We start from the raw sequence: 12467 nt of genomic DNA, 5'->3' as shown, positions 1-12467 counted from the left end.
ACTCGACGCGTGACCGAGCCGACCCTGCCCCGCATCCGTCCCGCCATCGCCTCCCTCGCGCCGTATCGACAGGGCAAGCAGGCCGGTCCCGAGGCCTTCAAGCTCTCCAGCAACGAGAACCCGTTCGATCCGCTGCCCTCGGTCCTCGACGCGCTGCAGCACACGACGCCGATGAACCGGTATCCCGATGCCACCGCCGGCCGCCTGCGTGCGCGGCTCGGGGCCCGCTACGGGGTCGAGCCCGAGCAGGTCCATGTCGCCTCCGGCAGTGTCGCGATCCTGCATCAGCTCGTCCTCGCCACTGCCTCGGTCGGCGACGAGGTCGTCTACGCCTGGCGGTCGTTCGAGGCGTACCCGAGCCTGCCGCTGGTCGCGGGCGCGACCGGGGTGCAGGTGCCGCTGACGGCCGACTCCCGCCACGACCTCGACGCGATGGCCGACGCCGTGACCGACCGCACACGCGCGATCATCGTCTGCACGCCGAACAACCCGACCGGTCCCATCGTCACGTCTGCCGAGTTCGCGGCGTTCGTGGACCGCGTGCCGTCCGACGTGCTCATCATCCTCGACGAGGCCTACGCCGAGTTCGTCACCGCCCCCGATGCCGTCGACGGCCTGGCCGAGCGCGTCTTCGAGGCGCACCCGAACGTGGTCGTCCTCCGCACGTTCTCCAAGGCCTACGGTCTGGCCGGGCTCCGGGTCGGCTATGCGGTCGGCCACGAGAAGGTGCTCGACGCGGCACGGACGACCGGCATCCCGCTGTCTGTCACGTCCGCGGCCGAGAACGCCGCCATCGCGAGCCTCGACGCCGAAGCCGAGCTCCTGGAGCGCGTCGCCGTGATCGTCGAACGCCGCGCTCGTCTCGTCGAGGGGCTCCGCGCGCAGGGCTGGGAGGTGCCGGACGCCCAGGGCAACTTCGTCTGGCTGCCGACCGGCGCGCGCACCGACGAGGTCGCAGCGGCGTTCATCGACGCCGACCTGATCGTGCGTCCGTTCTCCGGCGACGGCATCCGGATCTCCGTCGGCGAGGAGGCGGCCGTCGCCCGCGTGCTCGAGGTCGCGGCGACCCTCCGCTGAGCGCGGCACCGCCCTGCGAACCGCGGAATCTCGGGGTTCCGGGGAGATACGAGGGCGTCCTAGGTATGCGTGACCCGGCATGCCGACGCGGGTAGCGTGGGGGCCGTGAGCACCTCTGAGACCCCCCTCGTGCGCGTTCTGGACGAGACCGGAAAGGTCGCCCCGACGCCGGCTGCGGAGCAGTACCTGCCGCTCATCGAGGCCATCCCCGACGACGAGCTCGCGCAGTTCTACCGCGACATGGTGGGCATCCGCGCGATCGACACCCAGGCCACCAACCTGCAGCGCCAGGGCCAGCTCGCCCTGTGGCCGCCGAGCCGCGGACAGGAGGCGGCGCAGGTCGGCTCCGGTCGGGCCGCCCGCGCGCAGGACACGATCTTCCCCTCGTACCGCGAGCACGCGGTCACCCGGATCCGCGGCGTGGATCCGTTGGACATCATCAAGCTCATGCGCGGCGTCTCCCACGGCGGCTGGGATCCGACCGACCCGAAGAACGGCAACACCCGGCTCTACACGCTCGTGCTCGGCTCCCAGGTGCTGCACGCCGCCGGCTATGCGATGGGCCTCACGTTCGACGGCCGCACCGGCACCGGCGACCCCGAGCGCGACGAGGCGGTCGTCGTCTACTACGGCGACGGCGCCTCCAGCCAGGGCGACGTGCACGAGGCCATGGTGTTCGCGGCCAGCTACCAGGCCCCGACGCTCTTCTTCCTGCAGAACAACCACTGGGCCATCTCGGTCCCCGTCACCACGCAGTCCCGGGTGCCGCTCGTGCAGCGCAGCGCCGGGTACGGCATCCCGAGCGTCCGCGTGGACGGCAACGACGTACTCGCCAGCTACGCGGTGTCCCGCGTGGCCCTCGACGAGGCGCGCGCCGGCGGCGGACCCCGTGCCATCGAGGCCGTGACGTACCGGCTCGGCGCGCACACGACCAGCGACGATCCCACGAAGTATCGCGGCGACGACGAGGAGCTCGCGTGGGCCGGGCGTGACCCGATCGTCCGTATGCGCGCCTTCCTGGAGAACCGCGGCGCCGAGGAGAGCTTCTTCGCCGAGGTCGACGCCGAGGCCGCCGATGCCGCGGAAGACCTCCGCGCCCGCACCGTGCAGCTCGGCCCGCCCCGCGCCGACCTCATGTTCGACCACGTGTACAGCGAGCCGCATCCGCTGATCGAGGAGCAGAAAGCGTGGCGCGCCCGCTACGAGGCGTCGTTCGAAGGAGAGGGCCAGTGACCCGGGAGACCATGCCGCTGGGCAAGGCGCTGAACGCCGGAATGCGCAAGGCGATGGAGGACGACCCCAAGGTCCTCCTCATGGGCGAGGACATCGGCAAGCTCGGCGGCGTGTTCCGCATCACCGAGCACCTGCAGCGCGACTTCGGGGAGCAGCGCGTGCTGGACACTCCGCTCGCGGAGTCGGCCCTGGTGGGCACCGCGATCGGCCTCGCGATGGCCGGGTTCCGTCCTGTCGTCGAGATCCAGTTCGACGGCTTCGTCTTCCCCGCGTTCGACCAGATCACCACCCAGCTCGCCAAGCTCACCAACCGGCACGAGGGGTCGCTGCGGCTGCCCGTCGTGATCCGCATCCCGTACGGCGGGCACATCGGGGCGGTCGAGCACCACCAGGAGAGCCCGGAGGCCTACTTCACGCACACCCCCGGTCTGCGGGTGGTGTCGCCGTCGACCGCGAACGATGCCTACTGGATGATCCAGGAGGCCATCGCGTCGGACGATCCGGTGATCTTCCTGGAGCCGAAGAGCCGGTACTGGCCGAAGGGCGAGGTCGAGCTCGACGCCCCCGCCGTCCCGCTGCACTCCTCGCGGGTGGTGCGGACCGGGACCGACGTGACGCTCGTCGGACACGGCGCCATGGTCACTACGCTGCTCCAGGCCGCCGCGCTCGCCGAGGCCGAGGGCACGAGCTGCGAGGTCGTCGACGTGCGCTCGCTGTCGCCGGTGGACTACGAGCCGATCCTCGGGTCGGTGCGCAAGACCGGTCGCATGGTCTACGCGCAGGAGGCTCCGGGATTCACGAGCCTCGGCAGCGAGATCGCCGCGACCGTGATGGAGCGCGCGTTCTACGCCCTCGAGGCTCCCGTGTTGCGGGTATCGGGGTACGACACCCCGTTCCCGCCCGCGAAGCTCGAGGGCGCCTACCTGCCGGATGCCGACCGCATCCTCGAAGCCGTCGACCGCTCCCTGGCCTACTGACACCCGGCATCCGCCGAAAGGACCCGTCATGAGCACGCAGAACTTCCCCCTTCCGGACGTCGGCGAAGGGCTGACCGAGGCCGAGATCGTCGCGTGGAAGGTGGCCCCGGGTGACCGGGTGGCCATCAACGACGTCATCTGCGAGATCGAGACCGCGAAGTCCCTGGTCGAGCTGCCCTCCCCGCACGCGGGCGTGGTCGGTGAGCTGCTCGTCGACGAGGGGGCGACGGTCGAGGTCGGCACCCCGATCATCACCTTCGTGACCGACCCCGCGGCCGGCTCGGGGACCGGTTCGGTCGCACCCGGGACCGTCGCCACGGCGGAGGCGCCCGCACCCGAGGAGGGCGGCGGGTCGGTCCTCGTCGGCTACGGCTCCGGAAGCGGTGCGACCTCGCGGCGGAAGCGCCCGGCCGAGCGCCCCGTCCGGTCGTCGGTCGGCGTGATCGCGAAGCCGCCGATCCGCAAGCTCGCCCGCGACCTCGGCGTCGACCTCACGAGCGTGACGCCCACGGGTGCCGACGGCGAGGTCACCCGCGACGACGTGATGAAGCACGCCTCCCAGGCCAGCGTTTTCCGCAACATCGAGACCCCGGAGTGGGGGAGCGTGCGCGAGGAGACCGTCCCGGCACCGCAGGCCCCGTCCGGCCTGGCGCGCGGCCTCGCGCCGGTGCGCCCGTCGGCGGCCGGCGACGACCGCACCGAGTCCATCCCCGTCAAGGGCGTGCGCAAGGCGACGTCGTCGGCGATGGTGCAGAGCGCGTACTCCGCCCCGCACGTGACGGTGTGGAAGGAGATCGACGCCACCCGCACGATGGAGCTCGTCAAGCGCCTCAAGGCCTCGCCCGACTACGCCGACATCAAGGTCTCGCCGCTGCTCATCATGGCCCGCGCGGTGATCTGGGCGGTCCGCCGGACGCCGATGGTTAACGCGGCCTGGATCGACACGGAGGCCGGGGCCGAGATCGCCGTGCGTCACTATGTGAACCTCGGCATCGCCGCCGCCACGCCCCGGGGTCTGCTCGTGCCGAACATCAAGGACGCGCAGGACCTCAGCATGAAGGACCTCGCCCGCGCCTTGAACCGGCTCACGCTCACGGCACGCGAGGGCAAGACGCCGCCGGCGGACCAGCAGAACGGCACGATCACCATCACGAACATCGGCGTGTTCGGGATGGACGCGGGCACTCCGATCATCAACCCGGGCGAGGCCGGCATCGTCGCCATGGGCACGATCAGCCAGAAGCCCTGGGTCGTCGACGGCGAGGTGCGCCCGCGCTGGGTGACCACGGTCGCCGGCTCGTTCGACCACCGCGTGATCGACGGCGACGGCATGAGCCGCTTCATCGCCGACGTCGCCTCCATCCTCGAGGAGCCCGCGCTCCTGGTGGACTGAGGGAGTCCACACTTCGGCGTGGCCCGAACGATCGGGTGGCGAGAATGGATGGATGAGAACCACGCGGAGCGTCGACCTGCCGGTGTTGTACTTCGGGACTCCCGTCGCGCTGATCACCACGGTCAACCCGGACGGGTCTTCGAACATCAGCCCGATCTCGTCCGCATGGGCGCTGGGGACGCGGTACATGCTTGGGCTCGGTGCCGAAGGACAGGCGGCCGCGAATATCGAACGGGTCAGGGACCTCGTCATCAACCTCCCCTCCGCCGACCTCGTGCACGCCGTGGAGGCGATCGCGCCGACCACCGGCCGCTCGCCGGTTCCCGCCGAGAAGGTTCCCGCGTACCGGCATGAACCGGACAAATGGAGTCTCGGGGGCTTCACCCCTGTCCCGTCGGACGCGGTGATCCCGCTCCGGATCGCGGAATGCCCGGTGCAGATCGAAGCGCGCGTGGCGCAGATCATCCCGATCGACGGCGGCGACGCGCTGGCGGTCGAAGCCGAGGCCCTGCAGGTCCACGTGCACGAGGACATCCTGAAGGCGCACGGACCGGACCGCATCGACACGGACAAGTGGGACCCTCTCTCCTACGCCTTCCGCCACTACTTCGCCCAGGGGCCTCGGGTCGGCTCCAACTTCCGCGCGCCGCTCCTCGACGACCCCGTCGTGGCGTGATCGTCGACCCCTCTTCCGTGTCCCAGCTGGGACACGCGCTCAGCAGCCCGACGCGGGTGCAGATGTGTCTGGCGCTCCTCGACGGCCGGGCATGGACGTCCGGCGAGCTCGCGCGTGCCGCCGGGGTGTCGAGGTCGACGGCGTCGGAGCACCTGACGACGCTCCTCGACGTCCGGCTCGTCGCACTCCGCCGACAGGGGCGGCACTCCTACGTCACCCTCGCGTCTTCTGACGCCGCGCACATCATCGAGGCCGCGACGGCATACGCCGGGAAGGCGGCTCCCGTCTCGAGCCTTCGTTCGGCGACGGCGCGAGACGGCATGGCCCTGGCCCGCACCTGCTACGACCACCTCGCCGGTCGCCTGGGGGTCGCCCTCTTCGACGCGCTCGTCGAGCGGGGGCACCTCACGCCGGACCTCGCGGTGACCGCGACGGGGCGCGACCTGTTCGAGAGCATCGCGGGGCCGGACGCGTTGGTGCCGTCGTCTCGTCGTCCTCTTGTGCGGAGCTGCCTCGACTGGACCGAACGGCGCTCGCATCTCTCGGGTCACCTCGGAGCCGTCCTCCTCCGCGCCGCGCGCGACAGGGGTTGGATCCACGCTCAGCAGACCTCGCGCGCCGTGACGATCTCTCCCGCCGGCACGGCCGCCTTCCACAGCCTCTTCGGTATTCCGCCGACACTGTCCTGACCGCGACCACCCCGTCCGTGCGACGCGCGACACAGGCGTTCGCGCGGGAACAGGCTGCTAGGGGTGGGAGAGCCTGAACTCCCGCGTTCGCCTGAGTCCGCGCGGGGGCCTGTTCTCGCGACAGGCTGGCGGGACAGGCGTTCGCGCGGAAACAGGCTGCCAGGGGTGGGAGATCCTGAACCCCCGTGCTTGCCTGTTCTGGCGGGGGGAGGGAGAGGGTCAGGCGGTGAGACGCTGTTCCGCGAGGCGGGGGACGGCCCGTTCCCTGGCGGCCTTCCGGGCGGTCGCGATCGCGCCGGCCGACACGACCTCCGCGCCGAGCGTCGAGGCGAGGATCTCCGGCGCGGGCAGGTGCAGCTCGTCGGGGAGGATGCGGCGGGCGGCGGCCAGCACGGGTTCGATGCTCTCCGCCACGGCGCCGCAGATGATCACGCGCGCGGGGTCGTACATGCTGCCGAGCACGCCGACGACGCGGGCGAGGGTCGCGCCCACGCGCTCGGCGACGTGGAGGGCGTCGGGGTCTCCGGAGGCGGCGAGCGTCAGCACCAGTCGGGGGTCGACCGGCCCGTCCGCCACGAGCCGGCCGAGGGCTCCATCGGCGGGGGCCTCGCCCTCCGCGACGGCGGCCCGGGCCTGCTCCTCCAGCGCGTACCGCAACCCGACCGCCGAGCCGACGCCGATGATGTGGTCGAACACCACGCCCTCGCCGACGCCGCCGTGGGCGCCGTGCAGCACATGCCCGTCGACGACGACGCCGCCGCCGAAGCGCTCGCTGGCGAGCAGGGCCACATAGTCGCGGCAGCCGACGGCGACCCCGAGCGTCCCCTCGGCGATCGCGGCCAGCTGGGCGTCGTTCTTGACCTCGACCACCGGGGCCCAGTCGCGCAGAGCCTCCGCGAGGCCGGGGTTCGTGCGCTCCCAGAAGCCGTCGGGGTGCGGGGGTGAGATGCCGTCGCGGTTCACGGGGGCGGCGACGCCGGCGCACACCGCGAGCACGCGCTCCGGGGGCACCCCGGCCTCGTCGCGCGCGGCGGCGAGATGCCGCAGGATCGTCGCCCGGCGGTCGTCGACGCTCTGCGCGGGGTCGACCTCCACGCGATGATGCACGAGCGTGCGGTCGAGCAGATCCGCGACGGTGACCGCGAGGTGGGTGTCCCCGGCGTCGATGCCCATCACCACACCGAGATCCGCCGCGAGGGCGAAGCGGCGCGCGGGGCGTCCGGAGCGGTAGTCGCCGATGGCGCGAGCGTTCGGAAGCTCGCGCAGCACCTCGGCGGTGACGAGCGTGTCGATGGCGTCGATGGCTGTGGAGCGGGTGAGCGAGGTGCCGGCCATCGCCTCGGTGGCGGTGAACTCGCCGGCCGTCCAGGCGAAGTCGAGCACCGCGCTCACACTCGCGCGGCCGGTGCCGAGTCCTGTCGAGACCTCTGCCACTCCCCTTGACCTTTCTGTCGCCCAGATGAGACAGTACCTCTAGACGGACTAAATTCGCTCACTAGATTTACTCCGCGGATCTACGAAAGGACGACGGTGTCTGCCACACGATCACGGGCGGTGCGCTGGGCCGCCGGAGCGCTCGGTCTCGTGCTGACCGGCACGGCGCTCACGAGCTGCGCCGCCGGCGGGGGAGCGGAGACCATCCGATTCACGTTCAGCAAGCGCGAGGCCATCCCGTTCATGACGGAGCTCGTCGCGGAGTACAACGCGTCGCAGGACGACGTGCGGGTGGAGATCGACACGTCCGGCGTCGACGTCGTCTCCGCGAGCTTCGTCCGGGGCAATCCGCCCGACATCATGCTCGCCAACTACAACTACGAGGTCGCCCGGTTCGTGCAGCGCTGCGCGCTCACCGATCTCTCCGACACCGAGGCCGCCGCCGGGATCCGCGAGGACCTGCAGCCGCTCATGGACCAGTACGGCTCCTGCGCGGGCCGCACCAGCGCCCTGCCCTACTCGGTCATGGCCGCCTCGGTCATCTACAACAAGCAGATCTTCGCGGAGCAGGGCCTGGAGGTGCCGCAGACCTGGGACGAGCTCCTCGCCGTCAGCGACAGCCTCCGTGAGGCCGGGATCGATCCGTTCTACGCCACCTTCAAGGACGACTGGACGGTCGGACAGGGGTGGTACGACTACGCCGTCGGCGGCTCGCTCGACGTGCTGGCGTTCTTCGACGCGCTCGCCGCCGAGGGCACCGATGTCGGGCCGGACTCGGAGGTCTCCTTCGAGAAGGACTTCGCGGAGCCGATGGACAGGATGATGGTGCTCGCGGACGAATACACGAACGAGGACGCCGCGAGCCGGGCGTACGGAGACGGGAACCTCGCCTTCGCGAAGGGCGAGGCCGCGATGTACCTGCAGGGGCCGTGGGCGTTCAGCGAGATCGCCAAGACCGACCCCGACCTCGACCTCGGCACCTTCCCGCTGCCCATGACCGACGACCCGGACGACCTCGCGGTCCGCGTGAACATGGACCTCGCGGTCATGATCCCCGAGGAGTCCCGGCACCAGGAGGCCGCGCGCGACTTCCTGGAGTACCTCTACCTCCCCGAGAACATCGAGGAGTACAACGCCTCGCAGCTGGGGTTCACCCCGACGACCGACGCGGCGCCGCCGGACGACCCGCGCATCGAGGGCATGATCCCGTACTACGACGAGGGCCGCATCTACCAGGGCCCCTCGGTGCTCGTCCCGAAGACCCTGCCGATCTTCAACTACGCGCAGGCCATGGTCCTCGGCGCCGCCCCGTCGTCCATCCTCCCGACCATGGACGCCGACTGGGCCCGCATCGCCTTCCGCGCCCCCATCCCGAGCTCCGAGGATTCCGCATCGGGCGAGACAGAGGAGTCCGCGCCATGAGCACCACCACGACCACCGGCGCCGACGCCGGGACGAGCACCACCGCCATCCTCACCGGCGGGCCGCGGAAGATCCGCCGCCACACCCGCCGCGTCGAGCCGATCTACTACCTGTTCCTCCTGCCGACCCTCGTGATCTTCACGCTCGCGATCACCGTCCCCGGTGTCATCGGCATCTTCTTCAGCTTCACCGACTCCATCGGCATCGGCGAGTGGAGCTTCAACGGGCTGACGAACTACATCGCGCTGTTCAGCGACCCGGCGATCCTGCAGAGCTACCTCTTCACCTTCGGGTTCTCGATCGCGACCGTGATCGTCGTCAACGTCATCGCGTTCCTGCTGGCGGTCGGCCTCACCTCCCGCATCCGGTTCAAGACGGGGCTGCGGACGATCTTCGTGATCCCGATGGTGATCTCGGGCATCATCATCGCCTACGTCTTCAACTTCCTGTTCTCGAACTCGATCCCCGCGGCGGGCGCGGCCACCGGCATCCCGTGGCTGGAGACGAGCCTGCTCGCCAACCCCGATCTCGCCTGGGTCGCGATCGTGATCGTCACCGCCTGGCAGGCGGTCCCCGGTACCCTCCTCATCTACATCGCCGGACTCCTGTCGGTGCCGGGCGAGGTGTACGAGGCGGCGAGCATCGACGGCGCCAGCCGCACGCAGCAGCTGACCCGCATCACGATCCCCCTCGTCGCCGGATACGTCGTCATCAACGTGATCCTCGGCTTCAAGGGCTTCCTCAACGCCTACGACATCATCGTCGGCCTCACCAACGGCGGCCCGGGCACCGCCACCCGCAGCGTCGCGATGACGATCATCGCGGGCTTCAACGGCGGCGACTACGCCTACCAGATGGCCAACGCCACGATCTTCTTCATCGTGGCCGTGCTCATCTCCGTCCTCCAGCTCTCGCTGACCCGCGGAAGGAACACGTTCTGATGTCGACGGAGACCCTCACCACCATCCCCGCGGACGGACGCCGGAAGCGGCAGAAGATGGAGCGCGTCAACTGGTCGGGCACCATCATCCTGATCCTGTGCACGGCGACGATCCTCATCCCGCTGTACGTGACGATCTCGATGGCGTTCAAGACCACCGGCCAGGCCGTCGACGGCAACGCGTTCTCGCTGCCGGCGCCGTTCAGCGTCGACGGCTTCGTGCAGGCGTGGACGCTCACGAAGTTCCCGGTGGGCGCCGCGATCTCGCTGCTCGTCACGGCCGGCACGGTCATCGCGACGATCGTGCTCGCGGCCTTCGCGTCATACGCGATCGTGCGCAACTGGGACCGACGGCTGTTCCGCTACTCGTTCTTCTACCTGCTCGCGGCGATGTTCATTCCGTTCCCCGTCGTGGCCCTTCCGCAGATCCAGCTCACCGGACGCGTCGGCCTCGACAACCCGTTCGGCGTGATCATCCTCGCCACGATGTTCCAGCTCAGCTTCAGCGTGCTGCTGTTCACGGCGTTCCTGCGCTCGATCCCGATCGAACTGGAGGAGAGCGCGCGGATCGACGGCGCCACGACCTGGCAGACGTTCTGGCGGCTCATCTTCCCGCTGCTCGCGCCGATGAGCGCCACGGTCGGCATCTTCGCCTTCCTCTACGCCTGGAACGACTTCATGATGCCGTCCTTGATCATCTCCGACCCGGCGCTGCAGACGCTCCCGGTGCGGCAGAACCTCTTCCAGAACCAGTTCAGCAACAACTACAACGTCGCCTTCGCCTCGTACCTGATGGCCATGGCTCCCGCGATCGTCGCCTATCTCTTCACTCAGCGCTGGGTGATGGAGGGCGTCACGCAGGGTGCCGTCAAGGGCTGACCCGACCCCCGCAAGAAACAAGGAGAGCCTCTTCCTCATGACCGATTCGCTGCTCACCGCGACCCGCGAAGACGACAAGACCGCGACCTGGTGGCGTCAGGCCGCCGTGTACCAGATCTATCCGCGGAGCTTCGCGGACGCCGACGGCGACGGCCTGGGTGACATCCCCGGGATCGTGTCGCGCGCCGACTACCTCGCCGAGCTCGGCATCGACGCGGTGTGGCTGAGCCCGTTCTACCCGTCGGAGCTCGCCGACGGCGGGTACGACGTGGCGGACTACCGGAACGTCGACCCCCGCCTCGGCACCCTCGACGACTTCGACGCCATGGTCGAGGCGCTGCACGCGCGGGGCATCCGCGTCGTCGTCGACATCGTCCCCAACCACACCTCCGACCAGCACGCCTGGTTCCAGGAGGCGCTCGCCGCCGGCCGCGGCTCGGCCGCCAGGGAGCGCTACATCTTCCGGGAGGGCACCGGCCCCGACGGTGCGGAGCCGCCCACCGACTGGGTCTCGGTCTTCGGCGGCAGCGCCTGGGAGCGCGTCGCGGACGGTCAGTGGTACCTGCACAACTTCGCGGTCGAGCAGCCCGACCTGAACTGGGACCACCCGGAGGTGCGCGAGGACTTCCTCACGACGCTCCGCTTCTGGTCGGACCGCGGCGTGGACGGCTTCCGCATCGATGTGGCCCACATGCTGACGAAGGACCTCACCGAGCCGCTGCCGTCCCGCGCGGAGCTCGACGCGATGGACCGCACCTCCGGCACGCATCCGATGATCGACCGCGACGACGTGCACGAGATCTACGCCCAGTGGCGGGCGGTCTTCAACGAGTACGACCCGCCGCGCACCGCGGTCGCCGAGGCGTGGGTGGAGACCCCGGAGCGCCGCGCGAAGTACGCCTCCGCGGAGGGGCTCGGGCAGGCGTTCAACTTCGACCTGCTCGTCGCCGACTTCGACGCCGCCGACTTCCAGCGCATCATCGCCGACAACCTCGCTCAGGCGCAGGCCGCAGGCTCGTCGACCACCTGGGTGCTCTCGAACCACGACGTGACGCGGCACGCCACCCGTTACGGCCTGCCGCCGCTGCGCGGCCGCGCGGTCAAGCAGGGCACCGAGTGGGTGCGCGCCGGCGGCCCGGAGGAGGGCCTCGACCGCGAGGGCGGCCTGCGCCGGGCGCACGCCGCGACGCTGCTGCTGCTCGGCCTGCCCGGCAGCGCCTACCTCTATCAGGGCGAGGAGCTGGGCCTGCACGAGGTCGCGGAGATCGCGCCCGACCAGCGTCAGGACCCCGGGTTCTTCCGCGGCGCGGACTTCGACGGCCTGGGCCGCGACGGCTGCCGCGTGCCTCTGCCATGGACGGCGTCCGGCAGCTCGTACGGCTTCGGCGCCGCCGGCGCGCACCTGCCGCAGCCCGCCTGGTTCGCGGAGCATGCGGTGGAGGTGGAGGACGCCGACCCCGGCTCGACCCTCAACCTGTACCGCGAGGCGCTGCGGCTGCGACGACTGCTGCAGACCGGGGAGACGCTCGAGTGGGTCGACACGGGTCGGGAGGACGTGCTGCGGTTCCGCCGCCCGAACGGGTGGGAGGTCGTGACCAACTTCGGTACCGTGCCGTTCGATCTGGGCGCTGCGGCCGACGACGCCGTGCTGTCGACCGTCGCCGTGGACGGGTCCGAGCTGCCGGGCGAGGCCACGGTGTGGGTCGCCCCGGGGGCGCTCACGAGCTGAGGCGGCACCGACGGGCGA

General features: G+C 70.5%; 11 protein-coding genes. 10 read left to right on the top strand and 1 reads right to left on the bottom strand.

What is annotated here, in order from left to right; all coding sequences use genetic code 11:
• Positions 1-9: 9 nt before the first annotated feature.
• The 6 genes from AC2W7E_RS04745 to AC2W7E_RS04720 all read left to right on the top strand — a co-directional run bounded on the left by AC2W7E_RS04745 (position 10) and on the right by AC2W7E_RS04720 (position 6045).
• Positions 10-1077: a histidinol-phosphate transaminase gene (locus AC2W7E_RS04745; protein ID WP_062765724.1), complete on the top strand. Its 1068-nt coding sequence runs from the start codon at positions 10-12 to the stop codon at positions 1075-1077.
• A 105-nt stretch (positions 1078-1182) separates the two neighbouring features.
• On the top strand, positions 1183-2310 hold the full coding sequence (locus tag AC2W7E_RS04740; protein WP_025102747.1) for a thiamine pyrophosphate-dependent dehydrogenase E1 component subunit alpha: 1128 nt from the start codon (positions 1183-1185) through the stop codon (positions 2308-2310).
• Between the two features lie 11 nt (positions 2311-2321).
• Complete coding sequence (locus tag AC2W7E_RS04735; RefSeq protein ID WP_029989147.1) at positions 2322-3287, top strand: alpha-ketoacid dehydrogenase subunit beta; 966 nt, start codon at positions 2322-2324, stop codon at positions 3285-3287.
• 28 nt (positions 3288-3315) lie between these two features.
• Positions 3316-4680 carry a dihydrolipoamide acetyltransferase family protein gene (locus tag AC2W7E_RS04730; protein ID WP_025102745.1) on the top strand — a complete coding sequence of 455 codons (1365 nt, stop codon included), beginning with the start codon at positions 3316-3318 and terminating at the stop codon, positions 4678-4680.
• Positions 4681-4732: 52 nt separating this feature from the next.
• Complete coding sequence (locus tag AC2W7E_RS04725; protein ID WP_378868484.1) at positions 4733-5356, top strand: flavin reductase family protein; 624 nt, start codon at positions 4733-4735, stop codon at positions 5354-5356.
• 17 nt (positions 5357-5373) lie between these two features.
• Entirely contained in the window at positions 5374-6045 is a 672-nt protein-coding gene (locus AC2W7E_RS04720) for an ArsR/SmtB family transcription factor (RefSeq protein WP_197426471.1), read from the top strand.
• A gap of 219 nt (positions 6046-6264) precedes the next feature.
• On the opposite strand, the gene AC2W7E_RS04715 is transcribed toward AC2W7E_RS04720, so the two are convergent.
• Complete coding sequence (locus AC2W7E_RS04715; protein WP_025102742.1) at positions 6265-7479, bottom strand: ROK family protein; 1215 nt, start codon at positions 7477-7479, stop codon at positions 6265-6267.
• A gap of 96 nt (positions 7480-7575) precedes the next feature.
• Here AC2W7E_RS04715 and AC2W7E_RS04710 point away from each other — a divergent pair, with 96 nt between their 5' ends.
• Genes AC2W7E_RS04710 through AC2W7E_RS04695 form a run of 4 tightly spaced genes read left to right on the top strand, consistent with a single transcriptional unit; the run spans position 7576 to position 12449 of the window.
• Entirely contained in the window at positions 7576-8901 is a 1326-nt protein-coding gene (locus AC2W7E_RS04710) for an ABC transporter substrate-binding protein (RefSeq protein ID WP_303709288.1), read from the top strand.
• A complete protein-coding gene (locus AC2W7E_RS04705; RefSeq protein WP_172400071.1) occupies positions 8898-9842 on the top strand; it encodes a carbohydrate ABC transporter permease in 945 nt (314 codons plus the stop codon). Before AC2W7E_RS04710 ends, AC2W7E_RS04705 begins: the two co-directional genes overlap by 4 nt.
• Complete coding sequence (locus AC2W7E_RS04700) at positions 9842-10720, top strand: carbohydrate ABC transporter permease (protein ID WP_062765712.1); 879 nt, start codon at positions 9842-9844, stop codon at positions 10718-10720. The genes AC2W7E_RS04705 and AC2W7E_RS04700 overlap by 1 nt, the downstream gene beginning before the upstream one ends.
• Before the next feature lie 37 nt (positions 10721-10757).
• Positions 10758-12449 (top strand): glycoside hydrolase family 13 protein, encoded by a 1692-nt coding sequence (locus tag AC2W7E_RS04695; protein ID WP_126894410.1) that lies wholly within the window; start codon positions 10758-10760, stop codon positions 12447-12449.
• Positions 12450-12467 lie beyond the last annotated feature (18 nt).

Source organism: Microbacterium sp. CFSPD4_SD4, from assembly GCF_057364585.1.
Note: the sequence above shows the minus strand (reverse complement) of the source record. Positions and strands in the feature narration are given on the sequence as shown.

What these genes read in the sequence shown, in the direction of transcription:
- AC2W7E_RS04735 (WP_029989147.1), top strand. Translation starts at nt 2,322, where the DNA reads ATGCCGCTGGGCAAGGCGCTGAACGCCGGAATGCGCAAGGCGATGGAG.
- AC2W7E_RS04730 (WP_025102745.1), top strand. Translation starts at nt 3,316, where the DNA reads ATGAGCACGCAGAACTTCCCCCTTCCGGACGTCGGCGAAGGGCTGACC.
- AC2W7E_RS04725 (WP_378868484.1), top strand. Translation starts at nt 4,733, where the DNA reads ATGAGAACCACGCGGAGCGTCGACCTGCCGGTGTTGTACTTCGGGACT.
- AC2W7E_RS04705 (WP_172400071.1), top strand. Translation starts at nt 8,898, where the DNA reads ATGAGCACCACCACGACCACCGGCGCCGACGCCGGGACGAGCACCACC.
- AC2W7E_RS04700 (WP_062765712.1), top strand. Translation starts at nt 9,842, where the DNA reads ATGTCGACGGAGACCCTCACCACCATCCCCGCGGACGGACGCCGGAAG.
- AC2W7E_RS04695 (WP_126894410.1), top strand. Translation starts at nt 10,758, where the DNA reads ATGACCGATTCGCTGCTCACCGCGACCCGCGAAGACGACAAGACCGCG.